Origin of the sequence: Enterobacter cloacae complex sp. SYL003, from assembly GCF_049236925.1 — a bacterium.
In the GTDB taxonomy this organism is placed as follows: Bacteria; Pseudomonadota; Gammaproteobacteria; order Enterobacterales; family Enterobacteriaceae; genus Enterobacter; species Enterobacter intestinihominis.
The window spans coordinates 1-25,763 of sequence record NZ_JBMKJK010000016.1 but is presented as its reverse complement, the minus strand read 5'-3'; the positions used below and the strand labels follow the sequence as shown (position 1 = coordinate 25,763).

Here is a 25,763-nt window from a genome sequence, read left to right as displayed (position 1 = left end):
TTAGATGTCCAGATGTATTGACGTCCATACTTTCAATGTTTACTCTGGTGCCTGACTTTTCACCTCATTCGCCAGGAAGCCTCACCATGACGCGTAAACAGGCCACCATCGCAGTGCGTAGCGGATTGAATGATGACGAGCAGTACGGCTGCGTTGTCCCGCCAATTCATCTCTCCAGCACCTATAATTTCACCGGATTTAATGAACCTCGCGCGCATGACTACTCGCGTCGCGGCAATCCTACGCGTGACGTTACCCAGCGCGCGCTGGCGGAACTGGAAGGCGGCGCAGGGGCGGTATTAACCAATACCGGCATGTCTGCCATTCACCTGGTAACCACGGTGTTCCTGAAACCTGGCGATCTGCTGGTGGCGCCGCACGACTGCTACGGCGGCAGCTATCGTCTGTTTGATAGCCTGGCGAAACGTGGCTGCTACCGCGTGTTGTTTGTCGATCAAAACGACGAACAGGCGCTGAAACAGGCGTTAGCCGAACAGCCGAAGCTGGTTCTGGTGGAAAGTCCAAGCAATCCATTGTTGCGCGTAGTCGATATTGCGAAAATTTGTCAGCTCGCAAGGGATGCGGGAGCGATAAGTGTAGTGGATAATACGTTCCTCAGTCCGGCCCTTCAGAACCCACTGGCACTGGGTGCCGATCTGGTGTTGCATTCATGCACGAAATATCTGAACGGCCATTCTGACGTGGTAGCGGGTGTGGTGATTGCCAAAGATCCTGATGTTGTCACTGAACTGGCATGGTGGGCCAATAACATTGGCGTCACCGCGGGCGCGTTCGACAGCTATTTGCTGCTGCGCGGCATCCGCACGCTGTCACCGCGTATGGACGTGGCGCAGCGTAATGCCCAGGCGATCGTGGATTTCCTGAAAACCCAGCCGCTGGTGAAGAAGCTTTATCACCCGTCGCTGCCGGAAAACCAGGGGCACGAGATTGCCGCGCGCCAACAGAAAGGATTTGGCGCGATGTTAAGTTTTGAACTGGACGGTGACGAGCAAACGCTGCGTCGCTTCCTGAGCGGGTTGTCATTGTTTACGCTGGCGGAATCCTTAGGGGGAGTAGAAAGCTTGATCTCCCACGCCGCAACCATGACGCACGCAGGTATGGCACCCGAAGCACGTGCCGCCGCCGGGATTTCCGAGACGCTGCTGCGTATCTCGACCGGTATTGAAGATTCTGAAGATTTAATTGCCGATCTGGAAAATGGCTTCCGGGTCGCAGCCAAGGGGTAATCATGAGTGTGATAGCGCAGGCAGGGGCGAAGGGTCGTCAGCTGCACAAGTTTGGTGGTAGTAGTCTTGCTGATGTGAAATGTTATCTGCGTGTCGCAGGGATCATGACCGAGTATTCACAGCCGGGGGACATGATGGTTGTCTCTGCGGCGGGCAGCACCACCAACCAGCTGATTAGCTGGCTGAAACTGAGCCAGACCGATCGCCTCTCTGCGCATCAGGTGCAACAGTCCTTACGTCGTTACCAGAGTGAACTGATTGCCGGTTTGCTGCCTGCGGACGTGGCGGACGGGCTGATAAGCGCCTTTACTCACGACCTTGAGCGTCTGGCAGCTCTGCTGGACAGCGGCATTACCGATGCGGTGTATGCGGAAGTGGTTGGCCATGGTGAAGTGTGGTCTGCGCGCCTGATGGCCGCCGTGCTGCAACATCTTGGCGTGGAAGCCGCCTGGCTCGACGCGCGTGATTTCCTGCGTGCCGAACGCGCCGCACAGCCGCAGGTAGACGAAGGGTTGTCCTACCCGCTGCTGCAACAGCTGCTGGTGCAACATCCGGGTAAACGTATTGTAGTGACCGGCTTTATCAGTCGCAGCAACGCAGGTGAAACCGTACTGCTGGGCCGTAACGGCTCTGACTACTCGGCAACGCAGATTGGCGCCCTGGCGGGCGTGTCCCGCGTCACCATCTGGAGCGACGTGGCCGGTGTCTACAGCGCGGACCCGCGCAAAGTAAAAGATGCCTGCCTGCTGCCGCTGCTGCGTCTCGACGAAGCGAGCGAGCTGGCGCGTCTGGCGGCACCAGTGCTGCACGCGCGCACGCTACAGCCGGTTTCCGGCAGCGACATCGACCTGCAACTACGCTGTAGCTACACGCCGGATCAGGGTTCCACTCGCATCGAGCGCGTGCTGGCATCCGGTACGGGCGCGCGCATTGTCACCAGCCACGATGACATCTGCCTGATTGAGTTCCAGGTACCTGCGGGCCAGGATTTCAAACTGGCGCACAAAGATATCGACACCATCCTGAAACGTGCCCAGGTGCGTCCGCTGGCCGTTGGCGTGCATAACGATCGCCAGCTGTTGCAGTTCTGCTATACCGCTGAAGTGGTGGACAGCGCCCTGAAGATTCTGGATGAAGCGGGACTGCCGGGCGAGCTTCGCCTGCGTCAGGGACTGGCGCTGGTGGCAATGGTGGGCGCGGGCGTCACCCGTAACCCGCTGCACTGCCACCGCTTCTGGCAGCAGCTGAAAGGGCAGCCGGTGGAGTTCACCTGGCAGTCGGAAGAGGGCATCAGCCTGGTTGCCGTTCTGCGCAAGGGGCCAACCGAAAGCCTGATTCAGGGCCTGCACACCTCCCTGTTCCGTGCGGAAAAACGCATCGGCCTGGTACTGTTCGGGAAAGGGAACATCGGTTCCCGCTGGCTGGAGCTGTTCGCCCGCGAGCAGGTCACGCTTTCGGCGCGTACCGGATTTGAGTTTATTCTGGCAGGCGTGGTGGACAGCCGCCGCAGCCTGTTGAACTACGAAGGGCTGGACGCCAGTCGGGCGCTGGCCTTCTTTAACGATGAAGCGGTTGAGCAGGACGAAGAGTCGCTGTTCCTGTGGATGCGCGCGCACCCGTACGACGATCTGGTGGTGCTGGACGTTACCGCCAGCGAGCAACTGGCCGATCAGTATCTGGATTTTGCCAGCCACGGGTTCCACGTCATCAGCGCCAACAAGCTGGCAGGCGCGAGCAGCACTGATAAATATCGCCAGATCCACGACGCGTTCGAAAAAACGGGTCGTCACTGGCTGTATAACGCCACCGTTGGCGCAGGTCTGCCGGTTAACCATACCGTGCGCGATCTGATTGATAGCGGCGACAGCATTCTGGCGCTGAGCGGGATCTTCTCCGGCACGCTCTCCTGGCTGTTCCTGCAATTTGACGGTACCGTGCCGTTCACCGACCTGGTGGATCAGGCGTGGCAGCAGGGCTTAACCGAGCCGGATCCGCGCGTCGACCTTGCCGGTAAAGACGTGATGCGCAAGCTGGTGATCCTGGCGCGTGAAGCGGGCTACGACATTGAGCCTGGCCAGGTTCGCGTTGAGTCTCTGGTGCCTGCGGGCTGCGAGGAAGGATCTGTCGATCACTTCTTTGAGAACGGCGACGAGCTGAACGAGCAGATGGTGCAACGTCTGGAAGCGGCAAACGAGATGGGCCTGGTGCTGCGTTACGTGGCGCGCTTCGAGGCGAACGGTAAAGCGCGCGTGGGCGTGGAGGCGGTACGTCCTGAACATCCGCTGGCGGCGCTGCTGCCGTGCGATAACGTCTTCGCCATCGAAAGCCGCTGGTACCGCGATAACCCGCTGGTGATCCGTGGCCCGGGTGCGGGGCGCGATGTGACCGCCGGAGCCATTCAGTCCGACATTAATCGCCTGGCTAAGCTACTGTAACCCCTCACCCTAACCCTCTCCCCTTTGGGGAGAGGGCTGGGGTGAGGGGCCTTCTCACCCCCCATCATGAATCCCCTTCATCTTCCCTGAACAAACCTCACCGTTAATGTTGATTATTTCTGTTGACGTCATCCCGCTTTTCCGTCATTTTTACATCTGGACGTCTAAACGTATAGAAGTTCACAACACAACAAACAATGACACGCGAAAGATAGAGGTAAGGTATGAGCTTTTTTCACGCCAACCAGCGGGAAGCCCTGAATCAGAGCCTGGCCGAAGTAAACGGCCAGATTAACGTCTCTTTTGAATTTTTCCCGCCGCGCACCAGTGAAATGGAGCAAACCCTGTGGAGCTCTATCGATCGCCTGAGCAGCCTGAAGCCGAAGTTCGTCTCCGTGACCTACGGCGCCAACTCCGGTGAGCGTGACCGCACGCACAGCATCATTAAGGGCATTAAAGACCGAACCGGTCTGGAAGCGGCACCGCACCTCACCTGTATCGACGCCACCCCTGATGAACTGCGCGCGATTGCTCAGGACTACTGGAACAACGGCATTCGTCATATCGTTGCCCTGCGCGGCGACCTGCCGCCGGGGAGCGGTAAGCCGGACATGTACGCCACCGATCTGGTTGCCCTGCTGAAAGACGTTGCTGACTTTGATATTTCCGTTGCCGCTTACCCGGAAGTTCACCCGGAAGCGAAAAGCGCCCAGGCGGATCTGCTTAACCTGAAGCGTAAGGTGGACGCAGGTGCCAATCGCGCCATTACTCAGTTCTTCTTTGATGTGGAAAGCTATTTACGCTTTCGCGACCGCTGCGTCTCGGCGGGTATTGATGTCGAAATCATCCCTGGCATTCTGCCGGTCTCGAACTTCAAACAGGCGAAGAAATTCGCGGATATGACCAACGTGCGCATTCCGCTGTGGATGTCCAAAATGTACGAAGGTTTGGACGATGACCCGGAAACACGCAAGCTGGTGGGGGCCAATATCGCGATGGATATGGTGAAGATTTTAAGCCGTGAAGGGGTGAAGGATTTCCACTTCTATACGCTTAACCGCGCGGAGATGAGTTACGCCATTTGCCATACGCTGGGTGTCCGCCCGGCGTTATAAAGTAAAAATCCCTCATAAAGTGAGGGTTTTTTACTCGAACAGAAAGTTAAAAGGTATTAGCTATCGAATCTGTGGATTAATTCAACTATCTCTTATCGCTAGTGGTGTATATCGTAACGGTAACACTGTAAAGGGAGCATAGCGATGAGCATGTCAGACGAGACCAATAACGCGGCATCCGCCGGCAAATGTCCGTTCCACCAGGGCGGCGTCGATCACAGCGCGGGTGCAGGTACCGGCAGCAAAGAGTGGTGGCCTAAACAACTCCGCATCGATTTACTTAATCAACACTCCAGCCGTTCAAACCCTCTGGGTGAAGACTTCGACTACCGCAAAGAATTCAGTAAGCTCGACTATTCCGCCCTAAAGGGCGATCTCAAAGCACTGTTAACCGACTCACAACCGTGGTGGCCTGCCGACTGGGGCAGCTATGCGGGCCTGTTTATCCGTATGGCCTGGCACGGTGCGGGTACCTATCGCTCCGTTGATGGTCGCGGCGGTGCTGGTCGCGGTCAGCAGCGTTTTGCGCCGCTGAACTCCTGGCCTGATAACGTCAGCCTGGATAAGGCTCGCCGTCTGCTGTGGCCAATTAAGCAAAAATACGGACAAAAAATCTCCTGGGCCGACCTGTTTATCCTCGCGGGTAACGTGGCGCTGGAGAACTCCGGCTTCCGCACCTTTGGTTTCGGTGCCGGGCGTGAAGACGTCTGGGAACCGGATCTGGACGTGAACTGGGGCGATGAAAAAGCCTGGCTGACTCACCGTGACCCGGAAGCGCTGGCGAAGCGCCCGCTGGCCGCCACAGAAATGGGCCTGATTTACGTTAACCCGGAAGGGCCAAACGCCAGTGGTGAACCGCTGTCTGCGGCGGCGGCGATCCGCGCTACCTTTGGCAACATGGGCATGAATGACGAAGAGACCGTTGCGCTTATTGCAGGCGGCCATACGCTCGGTAAAACGCACGGTGCAGGCGAAGCCACGCACGTGGGCACTGACCCTGAAGCGTCGCCTATTGAAGCGCAGGGCCTGGGCTGGGCCAGCACGCACGGCACCGGTATTGGCGCTGACGCCATCACCTCCGGGCTGGAAGTTATCTGGTCTCAAACCCCAACCCAGTGGAGCAACTATTTCTTCGAGAACCTGTTCAAATACGAATGGGTGCAGACGCGTAGCCCGGCGGGCGCAATTCAGTTTGAAGCCGTGGATGCGCCGGAAATTATGCCTGACCCGTTCGACCCGTCGAAAAAACGCAAGCCAACCATGCTGGTCACCGACCTGACGCTGCGTTTTGATCCGGAATTCGAGAAAATTTCCCGTCGTTTCCTGAACGATCCGCAGGCCTTCAACGAAGCCTTTGCGCGCGCGTGGTTCAAGCTGACCCACCGCGATATGGGGCCAAAAGCGCGGTACATCGGCCCGGAAGTACCGAAAGAAGATCTGATTTGGCAGGATCCGCTGCCTCAGCCGGTGTTCCATCCGACGCAGGAAGATATTGAAAGCCTGAAAGCGGAAATCGCGGCCTCGGGTCTCTCCGTGAGCGAGCTGGTTTCCGTGGCCTGGGCGTCGGCATCGACCTTCCGCGGCGGCGACAAGCGTGGCGGCGCTAACGGCGCGCGTCTGGCGCTGGCACCTCAGCGCGACTGGGACGTTAACGCCGCGGCGGTGCGGGCATTACCGGCTCTGGAAGCGATCCAGCGCACCACCAACAAAGCGTCACTGGCCGATATCATTGTGCTGGCGGGTGTCGTGGGCGTTGAGCAGGCGGCGAAAGCGGCAGGCGTTTACGTCAACGTACCGTTCACTCCAGGTCGTGTGGATGCGCGTCAGGATCAGACGGATATCGAGATGTTTAACCTGCTCGAACCGATTGCCGACGGTTTCCGTAACTATCGCGCGCAGGTGGATGTGTCCACCACGGAGTCGCTGCTGATCGAAAAAGCCCAGCAGTTGACCCTGACCGCGCCGGAACTGACGGTGTTGATCGGCGGTTTGCGCGTACTGGGTGCAAACTTCGATGGCAGCAAGAATGGCGTGTTTACTAACCGCGAGGGCGTGCTGAGCAACGACTTCTTCGTCAATCTGCTGGATATGAACACCCAGTGGAAAGCGACCGACGACTCAAACGAGCTGTTTGCCGGTAGCGATCGCGCCAGCGGGGAAGTGAAATATACCGCCACCCGCGCCGATCTGGTCTTCGGTTCCAACGCTGTCCTCCGCGCGCTGGCCGAAGTTTACGCCAGCAGCGATGCACAAGAGAAGTTTGTCCGCGACTTCGTTGCCGCATGGGCGCGAGTGATGGATTTGGATCGGTTTGACGTGAAGTAACCCTTGTGCCGGGTGGCGGCTACGCCTTACCCGGCCTACAAATTAAAGTGCCATGTAGGCCGGGTAAGCGCAGCGCCACCCGGTTTTTCTATTACTCCCACTCCTGCAAGAATCGCTGTCCATACTGGTCCGCCACCAGCAGCGCCGCATAGACCTGATCCGGCGTTACGCCGCCAGGCATGTTGTGAATGGTTTCCCCTTCGGCACAGGACGCCTCCGCGATCAGCCGCATTTTAGCCGGAATATCCTCTTTGATATTCAGCTGCGCCAGCGTAATTGGCAGCCCGACGCTATGGCACAGCGCCGCAACGGTTTCGATTTCTTCTACCGGCGCGTTCTCCAGTACCAGTTGCGTCAGCGTACCAAATGCCACTTTTTCACCGTGGTAGAAATGGTGCGCATCCGGCACCGCCGTCATGCCATTGTGAATGGCGTGTGCCGCCGCCAGCCCGCCACTTTCAAAGCCCACGCCGCTCAGATAGGTGTTGGCTTCAATAATGCGTTCCAGAGCAGGCGTCACCACGTGTTGTTCCGCCGCCAGCATCGCTTTCTCGCCCTCTTCAACCAGCGTGTTGTAGCACAGCTCAGCCAGCGCTAACGCTGCCTGCGTGCACTTGCCACCCGCCATGGTCGTGGCGCCGCTACGCGAACAGGCGCGCGCTTCAAACCAGGTTGCCAGGGCATCGCCAATCCCGGCGGCCAGCAGGCGCGCAGGTGCGCCCGCCACCACCCTGGTATCGACAATCACCATGTTCGGGTTGTGCGGCAGCATCAGGTAGCGATCGAACTCGCCGCTGTCGGTATAAATCACGGAAAGGGCACTGCACGGCGCATCGGTGGAGGCAATGGTCGGGGCAATAGCCACCGGCACGTCCATAAAGTGCGCCAGCGCTTTGGCGGTATCCAGCGTTTTTCCGCCCCCGATACCCAGCACCGCCAGGCAGTCGGTACTGTCGGCCAGTTTTTTCAGGCGATCGATTTCATTTTGCGAACATTCGCCGCCAAACGGTGCAATTTCGGCATGGAGTCCGGCTTTTTTAAAACTCTGACGCAGGGTTTCTTCGGCAAAACCCAGCACAAATTTATCGCCTACCACCAGCCAGCGAGCCGCCAGCGGCTTCAGGTAGTCGCCGAGACGAGTGAGAACATCAGCGCCCTGGATGTACTTCCCCGGCGATTGAATGATACGGTCCATAACATTTCTCCCTTAGAGGTTGAGGTTACCAAACGCGTTTTTCCAGTCCTGCTCGAACTTCTCTATGGCTGACTCTACCGCTGGCGTGCCGAGCATTTGTTGCGCTACGTCTAAGGGAAGCGTAATTGCCTCACATCCTGCCAACAGGCAATCCAGCGCCTGGCGCGGCGTTTTAAAGCTGGCAGCCAGCACCATGCTCTCTGGCGCATGCTGTTCCAGCAGGGATTGCAGTTCCTGTACCGTGCGAATGCCGTCACCGCCCTGCGCATCGACGCGGTTTACATACGGTGCGACATATTTCGCTCCTGCCAGCGCGGCCAGTAACCCCTGAGCGGCGCTGTAAACGGCGGTTCCCAGCGTGGTAATTCCCTCTTTCTTCAGCACTTTAATCGCGATGAGCCCCTGTGCAGTGACGGGAATTTTTACCACGATGTCCGGCAGGGCATTGTTCAGCCGTTTTGCTTCCGCCACCATTCCTTCGGCGTCGCGGCTCATGGTTTGGGCAAACAGCCTGCCCTCCGGGCCGATAGCATGCTGCAGGCGCGGCAACACCTCCCAGACAGATTCGCCGCTGGCGGCTACGATGCTTGGGTTGGTGGTCACGCCCGCAATGGGAAAAATGCGCGCCAGGCGTTCAACTTCTGCCACGTTGGCGGTATCCAGGTACAGTTCCATTATTTTTCCTTAAGTCAGAAAGGTTGAATAAAGGATACGGCGCACCCAGTCGCGGCGAATACAGGTCAATTTTGCCAAATACTGGATAAATGTAATGTCCCTGGCGAAGTGAGAGAGCGATCACAATGCTACTTTTTGGCGATCAGCTGGCTGTGATACTGGCGTCGATATTCGGAAGGGGAACGTTCAGTGTGCTTGCGAAAGAGACGGCAAAAGTAGTTGCTGTCCGTAAATCCGCAGCTTGCAGCGATATCTTTGATTTTAAACTCGTAGCCTTTAAGAAGCTGACGCGCGTGCTCGAGGCGTGTTTGCGTAAGATATTCGTTGAACCCCACGCTGCCTGTTTTTTGAAAAAGATGAGAAAGGTAGTTCGGTGAAATATAAAACGCCTGCGCCACCGATTCACGGGTCAGTGCAGAGGCGTGATGTTCTTCGATGTAGTGACGAATCGCTTCAAATAATGCACGGCTGCGGCTGGCGGTATGGATATCGCTGCCCAGCAGATCGCGACAGTGGCTGAGCAAACTTAATACCACCAGTCTGGCCGTTTCCCGATCGTCTGGCTGCATTTGCAATTCAGCGAGCGTCTGCAAAAGGAATGCGCCCACTCGCGGCCCGCGTCTGGCAACCTGTTGCTGTTGCAAAAGCGTGTTGTCGCGCTCGAGCTGAAGAGTCAGTTGTTGCTTGCCGAAGCTGATGTTGAGCGAAAAGGCGGGTTGAAGCGGAATATTACCGGATGAAAAAAATAACGCTTCGCAGGCCGTATCAAAGCTAAGCACGAGGCAAGGTGACGTTCGGGGGAGCGGTTTAGCCGAAGGGGGGAAATGCACCTGACGCAGCGGCAAGGTGCCGTTGATCAGGTCATTCAGGATGTGGGGGATATCGTGGTGCATGGTGTGGATACCAGGGTATTGCCCGGCGACGCTGGCGCTTGCCGGGCCTACGAAAAGCCTATTGTAGGCCGGGTAAGCGTAAGCGCCACCCGGCAAAACCGATCAACCGGTGTTACGCATCCCCGCCGCAACGCCCGCAATCGTCACCATCAGCGCCTGTTCAACGCGCGGATCCGGCTCTTTACCTTCCTCTTCCGCCAGACGCGAACGGTGCAGCAGTTCAGCCTGTAAAACGTTCAGCGGGTCGGTGTAGATGTTACGCAGTTGGATAGACTCGGCGATCCACGGCAGGTCTTCCATCAGGTGGGAGTCATTAGCGATATCCAGCACCACTTTGATGTCGCCTTCCAGCAGCTCGCGTAGCTCTTTACCCAGCGCCCACAGCTCGGGTTTCACCAGACGCTGATCGTAGTATTCCGCCAGCCACAGGTCGGCTTTCGAGAAGACCATCTCCAGCATGCCCAGACGGGTAGAGAAGAATGGCCAGTCGCGGCACATGGTTTCCAGTTCGCTCTGCTTACCGTCTTCCACCACTTTTTGCAGCGCCGCACCGGCACCCAGCCAGGCTGGCAGCATTAAGCGGTTCTGCGTCCAGGCAAAGATCCACGGAATGGCGCGCAGGGATTCAACGCCGCCAGTAGGACGACGCTTGGCCGGGCGCGAGCCGAGCGGCAGTTTACCCAGCTCCTGCTCAGGCGTGGCTGAGCGGAAGTAAGGCACAAAGTCTTTGTTTTCACGCACGTAGCCGCGATACAGATCGCAGGAGATGTCAGACAGCTCGTCCATAATCCGGCACCAGGATTCTTTTGGCTCCGGCGGCGGCAGCAGGTTGGCTTCCAGGATCGCACTGGTATAGAGCGACAGGCTGCTGATGGTCACTTCCGGCAGGCCGTACTTGAAGCGGATCATCTCGCCCTGCTCGGTCACGCGCAGTCCGCCTTTCAGGCTTCCTGGTGGTTGGGAGAGCAGCGCCGCGTGTGCAGGCGCACCGCCACGACCAATTGAGCCGCCGCGTCCGTGGAACAGGGTCAGTTCAATACCGGCTTTTTCGCAGGTTTTGATTAGCGCATCCTGCGCCTGATACTGCGCCCAGGAGGCTGCCATCACGCCCGCATCTTTCGCGGAGTCGGAATAGCCAATCATCACCATCTGCTTGCCCTGAATAAAGCCGCGATACCAGTCGATGTTCAGCAACTGGGTCATCACGTCGTTGGCGTTGTTCAGGTCGTCGAGAGTCTCAAACAGCGGTGCTACCGGCAGAGCGTAGTCGATGCCCGCTTCTTTCAGCAGAAGGTGAACGCCCAGCACGTCGGACGGGGTCTTCGCCATGGAGATCACATAGGCGGCCACCGATCCTTTCGGCGCATCCACGATCGCTTTACAGGTGTTGAGCACTTCGCGGGTGTCATTGCTTGGCTCCCAATTGCGCGGCAGCAGCGGGCGCTTGGAGTTCAGCTCGCGGATCAGGAACGCCTGTTTGTCGGCTTCGGACCAGCTTTCATAGTCGCCAATGCCGAGATAACGGGTCAGCTCGCCCAGCGCTTCGGTATGACGGGTGCTTTCCTGACGGACGTCGATACGCACCAGCGGCACGCCGAAACACTTCACGCGGCGCAGGGTGTCGAGCAGCTCGCCATTGGCAATGATGCCCATCCCGCAGGCCTGAAGCGATTTATAACAGGCGTACAGAGGTTCCCAGAGCTGTTCGTTCTGGCTCAGCAGACCTTCCGGCTTCGGCAGGCGCTGGCCTTTCAGGCGCGCTTCCAGCCAGGCCTGCGTGGCCATTAGCTGACCGCGCAGTTTTTTCATCAGGAAACGGTACGGCTCACTGGCACCTTCTTCACCGGCCAGCGCGCGCAGTTCCGGCGTCGCTTCTACCATCGACAGCTCGGAGATCAGCACCTGAATATCTTTCAGGAACAGATCGGTTGCTTTCCAGCGGCTCAACAACAGGACATGACGGGTGATTTCCGCCGTCACGTTCGGGTTGCCGTCGCGGTCTCCGCCCATCCAGGAAGTGAAGCGAACCGGCACAAAGTCGACCGGCAGGCGATAGCCCAGATTTTCTTCCAGCTGTTCGTTAAGCTCGCGCAGGTAGTTTGGCACCCCTTCCCACAGGCTGTTTTCCACCACCGCAAAGCCCCATTTGGCTTCGTCGACCGGGCTTGGGCGATGCTTACGAATTTCATCGGTGTGCCAGGACTGAGCAATCAGCTGGCGCAGGCGGCGCATAAGCTGGTTACGTTCGTAGTCGGCAATGTCTTTGTTATCCAACTGCTTCAGACAGTTGTTCACTTCCACCATTTTGTGGATCAGCGTACGACGCGTGATTTCGGTTGGGTGTGCGGTCAGCACCAGCTCCAGCGAAAGGGATTCCACCGCTTTTTTGATGGTCGCTTCGTTGAGGTTGGGCTGGTCTTTGAGTTTACGAAGGGTGCGGGCAATGACTTCCGGGTTGCTGGCCGCTTCGCCTTTTGGCGAAATGCTGTGGTATTGCTCAGCGGTGTTTGCCAGGTTCAGAAACTGGCTGAAGGCGCGGGCAACGGGCAGTAGCTCATCATTAGAGAGGTTCTGCAAGGTGGTGAGCAGCTCCTGACGATTGGCCTCGTTACCGGCGCGGGAAGATTTGGACAGCTTGCGGATGGTTTCAACACGGTCGAGGATGTTCTCCCCCAACGCATCTTTGATGGTATCTCCAAGCACTTTGCCGAGCATACTGACATTACTACGCAACGCGGAATATTGTTCGTTCATAAAAACCCAGTCACCCCATCATTTTTGTTTATGCCCAGGCGAAAATTTTCTGGACATTATTTTGTCATCTCCCTTTATAAAGCCACGTAAAACCCCCGTCGTCAATTGCTGCGAAAACGGTTCAGCAGATGAATAAATGCGGGCAATTTACGAAATTTAATTCGTATTGCGTCAGATAAGAGATGCTTATGGGAATGTGACGGAGATCGCGGGATTTACTCCCCTCACCCTAACCCTCTCCCCAAAGGGGAGAGGGTACTTGAACACCCTCTCCCCTTTGGGGAGAGGGCAGGGTGAGGGGCCGTTTTAATGCCAGCAGAAGTGATGCACAACCTGGGTAATGAGTTCGCGGGTGGGCTTGATGAAGCGGGTTTCGAGATATTCGTCCGGCTGGTGGGCCTGGTTGATGGAGCCAGGGCCCAGAACCAGCGTCGGGCACAGGGTCTGAATAAACGGCGCTTCGGTGCAGTAGTTCACCACGTCGGTTTTCTCTCCGAGCAGTTTTTCCACCACCTGAACCAGCTGGTGGTCAGGCGGGCATTCGTAGCCTGGAATCGGCGGATGCAGTTCGGAGACCGTCAGACGTCCCGGCCAGCGCTCGCTGACCGGGGCCAGCGCTTCGTTCAGTAAGCCATCCAGATCGCTCAGCGTCATGCCCGGCAGAGGACGGATATCCATATGCAGTTCGCAGCAGGCGCAGATACGGTTGGACGCATCACCGCCGTGCAGGCTGCCGAGGTTCAGCGTCGGATACGGCACGGTGAACGCCTCGTAGTGATAGCGCTCTTTCAGATCGTCGCGCAGGGTCATGATGCGGCCAATCGCGTCATGCATCAGCTCAATGGCGTTCACGCCGCGCGCCGGATCGCTGGAGTGACCAGACTGGCCCAGCACGCGCACTGCGGTAGAAATATGGCCTTTGTGCGCCCGAATCGGTTGCAGAGAGGTAGGTTCACCGATGATCGCGCAGTCCGGGCGAATCGACGTGTTTTCAGAGAAATACCGTGCGCCCGCCATGCTGGTCTCTTCATCGGCGGTCGCCAGAATGTAGAGCGGCTTTTTCAGCGTTGTCACGTCCACGTCACGCAGCGCGTCGAGGATAAAAGCAAAGAAGCCTTTCATGTCCGCCGTGCCGAGACCGTAGAGCTTGTTGTCGTGCTCTGTCAGGGTGAACGGATCGCGGGTCCAGCGGCCATCGTCAAACGGCACGGTGTCAGTGTGACCAGCCAGCAGCAGGCCGCCAGCGCCATGTCCGGTGCTGGCGAGCAGGTTAAATTTGTGACGTGTTCCGGGGACGGGCTGAACCTCAACGTTAAACCCAAGATCGCTAAACCAACCCGCCAGCAGATTGATTAAAGACTCATTGCTCTGATCCAGCGCTTCTTCCGTTGCGCTGATGGACGGTGTGGCAATCAGGGCGCGGTAAATCTCGATAAATGGCGGTAAGTTCATTTTCATTGTTGACACACCTTAGGTCGTGATAGTATCAATATTCATGCAATAAATGTGAATAAAAATACATTAACGTTGAGCATAAAGGAACCCGATGTTGAATACGCTGATTGTAGGCGCTAGCGGTTATGCGGGCGCAGAGCTTGTAAGCTACGTGAATCGCCACCCACATATGACCATAACCGCTTTGACCGTGTCAGCGCAAAGCAATGATGCCGGAAAGTTAATTTCCGATTTGCATCCACAACTTAAGGGCGTGGTTGATTTGCCTTTGCAGGCCATGTCTGACATCAGCGAGTTTACCGACGGCGTTGACGTGGTGTTTTTAGCCACCGCACACGAGGTCAGTCACGACCTGGCGCCGCAGTTTCTGGCAGCCGGTTGCGTGGTCTTCGATCTCTCCGGCGCGTTTCGCGTTAACGACAGCGCGTTCTACGAAAAATATTACGGCTTCACCCATCAGCACCCGGATCTGCTCGAAAAAGCGGTGTACGGCCTGGCGGAGTGGAGCGCAGATAAACTGAAAGAAGCGAATCTGATTGCCGTGCCTGGCTGTTACCCGACGGCGGCGCAGCTCTCCCTTAAGCCGCTGATCGACGCGAGTCTGCTGGATCTTGACCAGTGGCCGGTGATCAACGCCACCAGCGGCGTGAGCGGCGCCGGGCGCAAGGCCGCGATCTCCAACAGCTTCTGCGAAGTGAGCCTTCAGCCGTATGGCGTGTTTAATCACCGTCATCACCCTGAAATCACCACCCATCTGGGCGCGGAGGTGATCTTCACCCCGCACCTCGGTAGCTTCCCGCGCGGGATCCTCGAAACCATTACCTGCCGCCTGAAGCCGGGTGTGACCAAAGAACAGGTGAGCGAAGTCTTCACGCAGGCGTATGCGGATAAACCACTGGTGCGTCTGTATGACAAAGGCGTACCAGCGCTAAAAAACGTGGTCGGCCTGCCGTTCTGCGACATCGGCTTTGCCGTGCAGGGCGAGCACCTGATTGTGGTCGCCGCAGAAGATAACTTACTCAAAGGCGCTGCCGCACAGGCAATGCAGTGTGCAAATATTCGTTTCGGCTTCCCTGAAACGCAGGCTCTTATTTAAGGTGTGATGATGAACCCATTAATTATCAAACTCGGTGGTGTACTGCTGGACAGCGAAGAAGCGCTGGAGCGCCTGTTTACCGCGCTGGTGAACTATCGTGAATCACATCAACGTCCGCTGGTGATTGTCCACGGCGGCGGCTGTGTGGTGGACGAGCTGATGAAAGGGCTCAACCTGCCGGTGATTAAGAAAAATGGCCTGCGCGTCACGCCTGCCGACCAGATTGACATTATTACTGGTGCGCTGGCGGGGACGGCGAACAAAACGCTGCTGGCGTGGGCGAAGAAGCACCACATCGCGTCCGTTGGCCTCTGTCTTGGCGATGGCGATAGCGTGAAAGTGACCCAGCTCGACGAAGCGCTTGGCCATGTTGGACTGGCGCAGCCAGGTTCGCCTAAGCTGATTAACACCCTGCTGGAAGGTGGTTTTCTGCCGGTGGTGAGCTCAATCGGCGTGACCGAAGAGGGCGAGCTGATGAACGTCAATGCGGACCAGGCGGCAACCGCGCTGGCTGCTACGCTGGGCGCAGACCTGATCCTGCTCTCCGACGTGAGCGGTATTCTGGACGGCAAAGGCCAGCGTATAGCGGAAATGACCGCCACAAAAGCCGAACAGCTGATCGATCAGGGCATTATCACCGACGGCATGATCGTTAAGGTGAACGCGGCGCTGGATGCTGCGCGCACGCTGGGTCGTCCGGTGGATATCGCCTCCTGGCGTCACGCGGAGCAACTCCCGGCGCTGTTTAACGGTACGCCGATTGGTACGCGTATTCTGGCTTAAGATTCTGTGCCGGATGGCGCTTCGCTTATCCGGCCTACGTGAATTTTGTAGGCCCGGTAAGCGCAGCGCCACCGGGCAAAAATATCATCATTAAGGAAATTCGTTATGGCACTTTGGGGTGGGCGTTTTACACAGGCAGCGGATCAGCGGTTCAAACAGTTCAACGACTCTTTGCGCTTCGACTACCGCCTGGCCGAACAGGATATTGTCGGCTCTGTGGCCTGGTCCAAAGCGCTGGTGACCGTGGGCGTGCTGACCGCAGAGGAACAGCAGCAGCTGGAAGAGGCGCTGAATAATCTGCTGGAAGAGGTGCGTCTGGATCCGCAGCAAATCCTCCAGAGCGATGCCGAAGATATTCACAGTTGGGTGGAAGGCAAACTGATCGACAAAGTCGGCCAGCTGGGTAAAAAGCTCCATACCGGGCGTAGCCGTAATGACCAGGTGGCGACCGACCTGAAGCTGTGGTGTAAAGAGACCGTCGGCGAACTGCTGGCGGCGAATCGTCAGCTGCAGAGCGCGCTGGTGGACACTGCGCAGAACAATCAGGATGCGGTGATGCCGGGTTATACCCACCTGCAACGCGCACAGCCGGTGACCTTTGCGCACTGGTGTCTGGCCTACGTTGAGATGCTGGCGCGTGATGAGAGCCGTTTACAGGATACCTTAACGCGTCTGGACGTCAGCCCGCTGGGCAGCGGCGCGCTGGCCGGTACGGCGTATGAAATCGACCGTGAGCAGCTGGCAGGCTGGCTGGGTTTTGCTTCCGCCACCCGCAACAGCCTGGACAGCGTCTCTGACCGTGACCACGTGCTGGAGCTGCTGTCGAATGCCTCTATCGGGATGGTGCACCTGTCGCGCTTTGCCGAAGACCTGATCTTCTTTAACTCTGGCGAAGCGGGCTTCGTCGAGCTGTCCGACCGTGTGACGTCCGGCTCCTCCCTGATGCCGCAAAAGAAAAACCCGGATGCGCTGGAGCTGATCCGCGGTAAGTGTGGCCGCGTGCAGGGCGCGCTGACCGGCATGATGATGACCCTGAAAGGGCTGCCGCTGGCATACAACAAAGATATGCAGGAAGACAAAGAGGGGCTGTTCGACGCGCTCGACACTTGGCTGGACTGTCTGCATATGGGCGCGCTGGTGCTGGACGGCATTCAGGTGAAACGTCCTCGCTGCCAGGAAGCGGCGCAGCAGGGCTATGCTAACTCTACCGAGCTGGCAGACTACCTGGTGGCGAAAGGCGTACCGTTCCGCGAGGCGCACCATATTGTGGGTGAAGCGGTAGTGGAAGCGATTCGTCAGGGTAAAGCCCTTGAAGAGCTGGCGCTTGCCGACCTGCAAAAATTCAGTGCGGTTATTGGGGAGGATGTCTACCCGATTCTGGCCCTGCAATCCTGCCTGGATAAGCGTGCGGCGAAAGGTGGAGTCTCGCCGAAGCAGGTGGCGCAGGCGATTGCGGACGCGAAAAACCGGTTGGTTTGATTTGTGCGGGCTGGTGCCCTCACCCCGGCCCTCTTCCACAGGGAGAGGGAGAAAAACGGAGCCTGGCTTAGTGCCGGGCTTTTTTATACGCAAAAAAAAGCGGACCACGGGGTCCGCAAAAGTTCACGTTGGCTTTAGTTTTTCGAGTTTTGAGAGAAACTCGCTGACGGTGCGGGGTCGTTTTGGGTCAAACACGTGCCGCCTCGTCTATGTGATGTATTATTCAACAGAATGCTTGATAGGGATAATCGTTCGTTGCTATGCTATCTATCGCCATGAACTATCGTGGCGACGGAGGATGAATAATGAATATTCGTGATCTTGAATACCTGGTAGCGTTAGCTGAGCATCGCCATTTTCGCCGCGCGGCAGACTCCTGCCATGTCAGCCAGCCAACGCTGAGCGGTCAGATCCGCAAGCTGGAAGATGAGCTGGGCGTGATGCTGCTGGAGCGCACCAGTCGTAAGGTACTGTTCACGCAGGCAGGTCTGCTGCTGGTGGATCAGGCGCGCACCGTACTGCGCGAGGTCAAAGTGCTCAAGGAAATGGCAAGCCAGCAGGGGGAGGCGATGTCCGGCCCGCTGCATATTGGCCTGATCCCAACCGTTGGCCCGTATCTGTTGCCGCAAATCATTCCGCTGCTGCACCAGACGTTCCCGAAACTCGAAATGTACCTGCATGAAGCGCAAACCCATCAGCTGCTGGCGCAGTTAGACAGCGGCAAGCTCGACTGCGCGATCCTGGCGCTGGTCAAAGAGAGTGAAGCGTTTATTGAAGTACCGCTGTTCGATGAGCCGATGATGCTGGCGATCTATGAAGATCACCCGTGGGCGAACCGCGATCGCGTGCCGATGGCCGATCTGGCCGGAGAAAAGCTGCTGATGCTGGAAGACGGCCACTGTCTGCGCGATCAGGCGATGGGCTTCTGCTTCGAAGCGGGTGCAGATGAAGATACCCATTTCCGCGCAACCAGCCTGGAAACGCTGCGTAACATGGTCGCGGCGGGAAGTGGCATTACGCTGCTGCCTGCGCTGGCCGTGCCGCGCGAGCGTAAGCGTGATGGCGTGGTCTATCTGCCGTGTATTAAGCCAGAGCCGCGTCGCACGATCGGCCTGGTTTATCGTCCGGGTTCACCGCTGCGCAGCCGCTATGAGCAGCTGGCAGAGGCCATCCGTGGTGCAATGGATGGCCATTTCGACAACGCGTTAAAACAGGCGGTTTAAGCCGTTCAGCGCAGCTACCCGATAGGCTTCCGCCATGGTCGGGTAGTTAAAGGTGGTGTTAACGAAGTACTCGATGGTGTTGCCACCACCTTTTTGCTCCATGATCGCCTGGCCGATATGAATGATTTCCGCGGCACGTTCACCAAAGCAGTGAATACCGAGGATCTCTTTCGTCTCGCGATGGAACAGGATCTTCAGCGTACCCACGCTCATCCCCACAATTTGTGCGCGCGCCAGGTGTTTAAACTGGGCACGACCCACCTCGTAAGGCACCTTCATGGCCGTCAACTGCTGCTCGGTTTTGCCGACAGAACTGATTTCCGGGATGGTGTAGATGCCCGTCGGGATGTCCTCGATCAGATGCGCCGTCGCTTCACCTTTCACCAGCGCCTGTGCGGCGATGCGGCCCTGATCGTAAGCAGCGGAGGCCAGACTTGGGTAACCAATAACGTCGCCGACCGCGTAAACGTGCGGCAGCGCAGTCTGGTACATGCTGTTGACCTTGAGCTGACCGCGGCTGTCGGTTTCAAGCCCGATATTCTCCAGCTGCAATGAATCCGTGTTGCCGGTACGGCCGTTGGCATACAGCAGGCAGTCCGCCTTCAGCTTCTTACCAGATTTCAGGTGCATGATCACACCGTCGTCGCAGCCTTCGATTTTCTCGTACTCTTCGTTGTGGCGAATCACCACGCCACTGTTCCAGAAGTGGTAGGAGAGGGAATCTGACATCTCCTGATCGAGGAACGCCAGCAGCCGGTCGCGGGTGTTGATCAAATCAACTTTGACCTCCATTCCCCGGAAAATCGACGCATATTCACAGCCAATCACGCCCGCGCCATAGATGATCACATGGCGTGGCTCGTGGTGCAGGCTGAGGATGGAGTCGCTGTCGTAAATACGTTGATGAGAGAAGTCCACGTCTGCCGGATGATATGGGCGCGATCCGCAGGCAATCACAAATTTTTCAGCGGTGAGCGTCTCAACCGAACCGTCGTGGCACTCCAGCGCCAGGGTGTGTTCATCCACAAAATGCGCGTTACCCTGCAGAATTTCACAGTGGTTGCGCTCATAGAAACCCTGACGCATGCGCGTCTGCTGGTTAATGACCGTGTCTGCGTGATTCAGGATATCGGCAAAGGAAGAACGAAGAAGTCGGGAGTGGTCGCTGTAAAGAGGGTTCTGGTTAAATTCGATAATGCGGCTAACGGCGTGGCGGAGGGCTTTCGAAGGGATGGTGCCCCAGTGGGTGCAACCGCCGCCGACATTATGGTAGCGCTCAATAACCGCTACTCTGGCTCCCTGTTTTACCAGACCCATAGCAGCACCTTCGCCGCCGGGGCCGGAACCAATAACTATTGCGTCGTAATCGTAGGAATGTGGCATGGCAAGGCTTACCTGTTCTTATACATAAAAGCAACAGAATCATAACATCATTGCCTGGGTAACCCAATTATCGTTGTGCTTTTTTCGGGCAGTGGAGCACAAACCGCGCGTAAACAATCATTCACAAAGCCAGGTAAACAGATTAATTTTATTCTCTGGTATAGTGCCAACGGGCCTTTGGAAGGATTCAACTATCGTGATGGGCGTAAGAGCACAACAAAAAGAGAAAACCCGGCGTTCGCTGGTGGAAGCCGCATTCAGTCAACTGAGTGCTGAGCGGAGTTTTGCCAGTTTAAGCCTGCGCGAAGTGGCGCGCGAGGCCGGGATTGCGCCAACGTCCTTCTATCGTCATTTCCGTGATGTGGATGAACTGGGCCTGACCATGGTCGACGAGAGCGGTTTGATGCTGCGCCAGCTTATGCGTCAGGCGCGTCAGCGTATTGCCAAAGGCGGCAGCGTGATCCGCACCTCCGTGTCGACATTTATGGAATTTATCGGCAATAACCCTAACGCGTTTCGCCTTTTGCTGCGCGAGCGCTCTGGCACGTCGGCGGCGTTTCGTGCCGCCGTCGCGCGTGAAATTCAGCATTTCATCGCGGAACTTGCCGACTATCTTGAACTCGAAAACCATATGCCGCGTGCGTTTACTGAAGCACAGGCCGAGGCGATGGTGACCATTGTTTTCAGTGCGGGTGCCGAAGCGCTGGATGTCAGCATTGAACAACGTAAGCAACTCGAAGAGCGACTGGTATTGCAGCTGCGGATGATTTCTAAAGGTGCGTACTACTGGTATCGCCGTGAACAAGAGAAGTTGGCACATCAAAACGATGAGTGAAGGTGAGTAATGAAACAGTCAGGTCAGGATAAAGGAACGCTGTTGCTGGCATTGATCGCTGGCTTATCCATTAACGGTACGTTTGCGGCGGTTTTCAGCTCAATTGTACCGTTCTCGATTTTCCCGATTATCGCGCTGGTGCTGACGGTGTATTGCCTGCATCAACGTTATCTGAACCGCACCATGCCGGTTGGGTTACCGGGGCTGGCCGCAGCCTGTTTTATTCTGGGTGTACTGTTGTACAGCACCGTCGTGCGTGCAGAGTATCCGGATATCGGTTCTAACTTCCTGCCTGCGGTGCTGTCTGTGGCGCTGGTGTTCTGGATTGGCTCTCGCATGCGTAGCCGCAAGAGCCAGTTACCAGAGTAAAGGGTTTTGTCATTGTAGGCCGGATAAGCGAAGCGCCATCCGGCTTTTTTGGCAGGTGGCGCTTCGCTTACCTGCCCTACAAGGCCCACATTACTTCGCCGTGAGCAGTACGCCGCACTCCATATGGTGCGTATATGGGAACTGATCGAACAGCGCCAGACGTTCAACCTTGTGCGTCTGGCTTAATGTTTCCAGATTCTTGCACAGCGTCTCCGGGTTACAGGAGATGTACAAAATACGCGGGTACGCCTGCACCATCTTCTCGGTTTCGCTGTCCAGGCCACTGCGCGGCGGATCGACAAAAATTGTCTCACACTGGTAGCTCTTCAAATCAATCCCTTGCAGGCGGTTAAACTCACGTACGCCGTTCATCGCCTGGGTAAACTCTTCTGCCGCCATACGAATGATCTGCACATTATCAATATGGTTAGCGGCGATGTTGTACTGCGCGGCGGCCACCGACGGTTTGGCGATTTCCGTCGCCAGCACGCGCTCGAAGTTACGCGCCAGCGCCAGCGAGAAGTTGCCGTTACCGCAGTAGAGCTCCAGCAGATCGCCCGTCGACCCTTCCGTCGCATTCAGCGCCCACTCCAGCATCTGCACGTTCATTGCCGCATTCGGCTGGGTGAAGCTGTTCTCCACCTGACGGTAAACCATCTCTTTTCCTGCCACCGGCAAACGCTCGTCGATGTAATCCTGGTCCAGCATGATTTTGGTTTTGGTCGCGCGGCCAATCAGGTGCACGTTGATGTTCTGCGCGCGCAGCGCATCGCGCAGGGCTACTGCCTGCTCGCGCCACTCGTCGGTCAGCGCTTTGTGATAGAGCAGAGAGACAATGGCCTGATTGCTTTGGGTGGTCAGGTAGTCAATCTGGAACAGCTTGTTGCGCAGCACCGGATTAGTGCGCACACCGTCGATCATCAGCGTCATTAGCTGGTTGATAAGCTCACTCGCCGCCGGGAAACTGTCTACGCGAATCCGGGATTTCGTCTGCTGATCGAAAATGATGTGGTACAGGTCATCGCCATCGTGCCAGATGCGAAACTCAGCGCGCATACGGTAGTGGCTGACCGGAGAACGAAACACCTCGGGAACGGGCGCGTTGAAAGGCGTCATCATACTTTGCAGGCGGACAACTTTTTCTGCCAGCTGTGCGTCGTACTGTTCTGTCGGGAGGTGTTCGGGGGTCATGATGCGTCCTGAGTGATAAAGAATTACGCGGGGATTGTAGGGATTGTGCAGTGGATGTCCAGATTTAATGGCTAATAGCTATCTGGACATCTATACGTGTCTAATTGTAGCATTCTGTTTCCGGTCTCCTGAGAGTGAAAAGGGAATCCAGTGCAAATCTGGAGCTGACGCGCAGCGGTAAAGACTGGCGGGATGAGAGTTGTAGACACTGTGAAAACGGGAAGTCTTCATCCGTATAACGCCACCCAGCCCGAAGACCTGCCGGGATCACGTCGCATTTGGTTTCATCATCGCGTGCTATCGATGAGGCCTGCGGCATCCTTCTTATATTGTGGATGCTTTAACAATGATTAAAAAAGTATCGCTGTTGACGGCGTTTTCCGTCACGGCATTTTCGGGCTGGGCGCAGGAAAGCGCCGACTCGTTGGTGGTGACAGCAAACCGTTTCGAACAACCTGAAAAATCTGTTCTGGCTGCGACTTCTGTCGTGACGCGGGCCGATATCGACCGCTGGCAATCCACCACGGTTCTGGATGTCATGCGTCGCCTGCCTGGCGTAGATACGGCACAAAATGGCGGGATGGGGCAGCTCTCTTCTCTCTTTATACGCGGTACGAACTCCAGCCATGTCCTGATTCTCGTCGACGGGATCCGTCTTAACCAGGCGGGCGTCACGGGGTCGTCCGATCTTAGCCAGTTTCCGATCTCCCTGGTGCAGCGCATCGAATATCTTCGTGGACCGCGTTCGGCGGTGTACGGCTCGGATGCGATCGGTGGTGTAGTCAACATTATCACTACGCGTGCGAAGGATGGCACAACGCTGAATGCTGGCGTTGGGACACACGGCTTCCAGAATTATGGTGGCAGCACCCAGCAAACATTGGGTGAAAGTACGCGCGTTACGCTGGCGGGGGATTACACCTACACAAAAGGCTTTGACGTCGTTGCTGACGGTAATAACGGCGGCCTTGCCCAGACCGATCGCGACGGCTTTATGAATAAAACGCTCTACGGCGCACTGGAGCATGCTTTCTCTGAGCAATGGAGTGGTTTCGTTCGCGGCTATGGTTACAGCAACCGTACCGCCTATGACGGCTATTACAGTTCATTTACCCCTGATGTGCTGGTTGATACCCGCCAACTCTATAGCCAGACCTGGGATGCCGGATTGCGGTTTAACCGGGATATTTTCCATTCACAGTTGCTCTCCAGCTACAGTCACAGCAAAGACTACAATTACGATCCGCACCTTGGACGCTATGACTCCACAGCAACCCTGGATGAAATCAAACAGTACAATGTTCAGTGGACCAACTCAGTTGACGTGGGACATGGCAACATCGGCGCGGGCGTTGACTGGCAGAAACAGAGCACCGAGCCGGGTACCAACTACGTAACCAACGCCTATGACCTGCGTAACACTGGCGTCTACCTGACTGGGTTGCAGCAGTTTGGAGATTTCACTCTGGAGGCGGCAGCCCGCAGCGATGACAACTCTCAGTTTGGTCGCCATGGTACCTGGCAAAGTAGCGCAGCCTGGGAGTTCGTTGACGGTTACCGCTTCATAGCCTCTTATGGCACGGCCTATAAAGCGCCGAATCTGGGTCAGCTCTATGGCTTCTACGGCAATACCCATCTTGATCCTGAAGAGAGCAAGCAGTGGGAAGGGGCGTTTGAAGGCCTGACGGCAGGCGTAAGCTGGCGCGTATCCGGCTATCGTAATGACGTTGATAATCTCATCGACTTCAACAATAACCTGCAGCAATATTACAACGTCGGCAAAGCACGCATTAAAGGTGTAGAAGCGACAGCGTCGTTTGATACGGGTCCGTTGACGCATACTGTGGGCTACGACTATGTGGATGCCCGCAATGCGGCAACCAATCAACTTCTGGACCGTCGTGCTAAACAGCAGGTGAAATATCAGCTTGATACGCAGATCTATGATGTTGACTGGAGCCTGACGTATCACTATCTCGGCACGCGCTACGACACCGACTTTGGAACCTATCCGTCAGAGAAAGTTAAAATGGGCGGCGTCAGCCTGTGGGACGTCGCGGTTTCATATCCTGTCACCTCACATCTCACAGTTCGTGGTAAAATAGCCAACCTGTTCGATAAAGATTACGAGACAGTTTATGGCTACCAAACTGCAGGACGGGAATACACCTTGTCTGGCAGCTACACCTTCTGATCCGCGTCCCACCGTGCTGGTGTTTGATTCCGGCGTCGGTGGGCTTTCGGTCTATGATGAGATTCGGCAGCTCCTGCCGGATCTCCATTACATCTACGCCTTCGATAACGTCGCGTTCCCGTATGGGGAAAAGAGTGAAGACTTTATCGTTGAGCGTGTGATTGAAATCGTCACTGCGGTACAAAAGCGCTATCCCCTGGCGCTGGCGGTTATTGCCTGTAATACGGCAAGCACGGTCTCTCTTCCTGCCCTGCGCGAAAAATTCCCGTTCCCGGTTGTGGGCGTTGTCCCGGCAATCAAACCTGCGGCGCGTCTGACGGCGAACGGTATCGTGGGGTTGCTGGCGACACGCGGTACGGTAAAACGTCCTTATACGCGTGAGCTTATTGAGCGCTTTGCCAATGAATGCCAGATCGCCATGCTCGGCTCCGCGGAGCTGGTGGAAATGGCGGAAGCGAAACTGCACGGCGAGACGGTATCGCTTGAAGAGCTGCGTCGCATTCTGCGTCCATGGCTGCGGATGCAGGAACCACCGGATACGGTTGTTCTCGGCTGCACCCATTTCCCGCTATTACAGGAAGAGCTGTTAAAGGTTTTGCCTGAAGGGACCCGGCTGGTGGATTCCGGTGCTGCGATTGCGCGTCGGACGGCCTGGCTACTGGAGCACGAGGCGCCGGATGCGAAATCAGCGGATGCGAACATCGCTTTCTGTATGGCGATAACAAAAGAAACCGAACAACTTTTGCCCGTTTTACGTCGTTATGGCTTCGAAACGCTCGAAAAACTGGCGCTGTAGCACGGTTTTGAGCAAAAAAGAGACGGTTGAACGTTTTTTTTCAAAGAGGGGTTGTCAACGTCTGAGAACTCCCTATAATGCGCCTCCACTGACACGGAACAACGGCTTACAAGCCGCCGGGACAGCGGGGTTCAGAGATGAACGCCAACAGAGAAAAGTGAAAATAATTGCTTGACTCTGAATGAGGAAAACGTAATATACGGGACCTCGCAACGATGAGCTGAAAGCCGCGTTGCAACTGCTCTTTAACAATTTATCAGACAATCTGTGTGGGCACTCAAAGTGACATGGATTCTTAATGTCCTCGGACACTAAATGAA

At 56.6% G+C, this 25,763-nt stretch carries 19 protein-coding genes and 1 riboswitch; of the genes, 12 read left to right on the top strand and 7 right to left on the bottom strand.

Translation table 11 applies throughout. The features are described from left to right. The first annotated feature begins 86 nt into the window (after window positions 1–86). From metB to katG, 4 genes are all read left to right on the top strand, one after another. Window positions 87–1,247 carry a cystathionine gamma-synthase gene (metB, locus tag ACOT1A_RS18785; protein WP_017383102.1) on the top strand — a complete coding sequence of 387 codons (1,161 nt, stop codon included), beginning with the start codon at window positions 87–89 and terminating at the stop codon, window positions 1,245–1,247. A gap of 2 nt (window positions 1,248–1,249) precedes the next feature. Next, window positions 1,250–3,682: a bifunctional aspartate kinase/homoserine dehydrogenase II gene (locus ACOT1A_RS18780; RefSeq protein WP_023298896.1), complete on the top strand. Its 2,433-nt coding sequence runs from the start codon at window positions 1,250–1,252 to the stop codon at window positions 3,680–3,682. Window positions 3,683–3,906: 224 nt separating this feature from the next. Further along, window positions 3,907–4,797, top strand: coding sequence for a methylenetetrahydrofolate reductase (metF, locus tag ACOT1A_RS18775; protein WP_022649792.1), 891 nt, complete (start codon window positions 3,907–3,909; stop codon window positions 4,795–4,797). 144 nt (window positions 4,798–4,941) lie between these two features. Beyond that, window positions 4,942–7,122 (top strand): catalase/peroxidase HPI, encoded by a 2,181-nt coding sequence (katG, locus tag ACOT1A_RS18770; protein WP_276170170.1) that lies wholly within the window; start codon window positions 4,942–4,944, stop codon window positions 7,120–7,122. 91 nt (window positions 7,123–7,213) lie between these two features. Here the strand turns inward: katG and gldA are convergent, their stop codons facing one another. The 5 genes from gldA to argE form a co-directional block, all read right to left on the bottom strand. Next, complete coding sequence (gene gldA, locus ACOT1A_RS18765; RefSeq protein ID WP_023298894.1) at window positions 7,214–8,317, bottom strand: bifunctional L-1,2-propanediol dehydrogenase/glycerol dehydrogenase; 1,104 nt, start codon at window positions 8,315–8,317, stop codon at window positions 7,214–7,216. A 12-nt stretch (window positions 8,318–8,329) separates the two neighbouring features. Then, window positions 8,330–8,992, bottom strand: coding sequence for a fructose-6-phosphate aldolase (gene fsa / locus ACOT1A_RS18760; RefSeq protein ID WP_046621345.1), 663 nt, complete (start codon window positions 8,990–8,992; stop codon window positions 8,330–8,332). A gap of 128 nt (window positions 8,993–9,120) precedes the next feature. Next, entirely contained in the window at window positions 9,121–9,885 is a 765-nt protein-coding gene (locus ACOT1A_RS18755; RefSeq protein WP_023298892.1) for a helix-turn-helix transcriptional regulator, read from the bottom strand. A 102-nt stretch (window positions 9,886–9,987) separates the two neighbouring features. Further along, window positions 9,988–12,639: a phosphoenolpyruvate carboxylase gene (gene ppc / locus ACOT1A_RS18750; RefSeq protein ID WP_022649787.1), complete on the bottom strand. Its 2,652-nt coding sequence runs from the start codon at window positions 12,637–12,639 to the stop codon at window positions 9,988–9,990. A gap of 306 nt (window positions 12,640–12,945) precedes the next feature. Then, window positions 12,946–14,097: an acetylornithine deacetylase gene (gene argE / locus ACOT1A_RS18745; RefSeq protein WP_015569956.1), complete on the bottom strand. Its 1,152-nt coding sequence runs from the start codon at window positions 14,095–14,097 to the stop codon at window positions 12,946–12,948. Between the two features lie 88 nt (window positions 14,098–14,185). On the opposite strand from argE, the gene argC reads away from it, so the two are divergent. From argC to oxyR, 4 genes are all read left to right on the top strand, one after another. Further along, entirely contained in the window at window positions 14,186–15,190 is a 1,005-nt protein-coding gene (argC, locus tag ACOT1A_RS18740) for an N-acetyl-gamma-glutamyl-phosphate reductase (RefSeq protein WP_032626959.1), read from the top strand. A 6-nt stretch (window positions 15,191–15,196) separates the two neighbouring features. After that, entirely contained in the window at window positions 15,197–15,973 is a 777-nt protein-coding gene (gene argB, locus ACOT1A_RS18735; protein WP_115504209.1) for an acetylglutamate kinase, read from the top strand. Window positions 15,974–16,078: 105 nt separating this feature from the next. Further along, window positions 16,079–17,452, top strand: a complete 1,374-nt coding sequence (gene argH / locus ACOT1A_RS18730) for an argininosuccinate lyase (protein ID WP_023307180.1) — start codon at window positions 16,079–16,081, stop codon at window positions 17,450–17,452. Between the two features lie 305 nt (window positions 17,453–17,757). Continuing rightward, window positions 17,758–18,675 (top strand): DNA-binding transcriptional regulator OxyR, encoded by a 918-nt coding sequence (gene oxyR, locus ACOT1A_RS18725; protein ID WP_022649783.1) that lies wholly within the window; start codon window positions 17,758–17,760, stop codon window positions 18,673–18,675. Here oxyR and sthA read toward each other — a convergent pair. Then, complete coding sequence (sthA, locus tag ACOT1A_RS18720; RefSeq protein ID WP_154051983.1) at window positions 18,658–20,058, bottom strand: Si-specific NAD(P)(+) transhydrogenase; 1,401 nt, start codon at window positions 20,056–20,058, stop codon at window positions 18,658–18,660. The two genes, oxyR and sthA, sit on opposite strands and share 18 nt — an antisense overlap. A gap of 196 nt (window positions 20,059–20,254) precedes the next feature. Here sthA and fabR point away from each other — a divergent pair, with 196 nt between their 5' ends. Together fabR and ACOT1A_RS18710 are read left to right on the top strand one after the other, a co-directional pair. Further along, a complete protein-coding gene (gene fabR / locus ACOT1A_RS18715; RefSeq protein WP_003862059.1) occupies window positions 20,255–20,893 on the top strand; it encodes an HTH-type transcriptional repressor FabR in 639 nt (212 codons plus the stop codon). Between the two features lie 9 nt (window positions 20,894–20,902). Beyond that, on the top strand, window positions 20,903–21,262 hold the full coding sequence (locus tag ACOT1A_RS18710; RefSeq protein ID WP_017383113.1) for a YijD family membrane protein: 360 nt from the start codon (window positions 20,903–20,905) through the stop codon (window positions 21,260–21,262). Window positions 21,263–21,352: 90 nt separating this feature from the next. On the opposite strand, the gene trmA is transcribed toward ACOT1A_RS18710, so the two are convergent. Further along, complete coding sequence (gene trmA / locus ACOT1A_RS18705; RefSeq protein ID WP_058677361.1) at window positions 21,353–22,453, bottom strand: tRNA (uridine(54)-C5)-methyltransferase TrmA; 1,101 nt, start codon at window positions 22,451–22,453, stop codon at window positions 21,353–21,355. Between the two features lie 104 nt (window positions 22,454–22,557). Beyond that, window positions 22,558–22,733, top strand: a riboswitch (cobalamin riboswitch). Between the two features lie 66 nt (window positions 22,734–22,799). Here trmA and btuB point away from each other — a divergent pair. Together btuB and murI are read left to right on the top strand one after the other, a co-directional pair. Then, the gene (gene btuB, locus ACOT1A_RS18700; protein ID WP_023298886.1) at window positions 22,800–24,647 is read left to right on the top strand and encodes a TonB-dependent vitamin B12 receptor BtuB; all 1,848 of its coding nucleotides are present in this window, start codon (window positions 22,800–22,802) and stop codon (window positions 24,645–24,647) included. Beyond that, window positions 24,592–25,443 (top strand): glutamate racemase, encoded by an 852-nt coding sequence (murI, locus tag ACOT1A_RS18695; RefSeq protein WP_023298885.1) that lies wholly within the window; start codon window positions 24,592–24,594, stop codon window positions 25,441–25,443. Before btuB ends, murI begins: the two co-directional genes overlap by 56 nt. The last annotated feature ends 320 nt before the right edge of the window (window positions 25,444–25,763 follow it).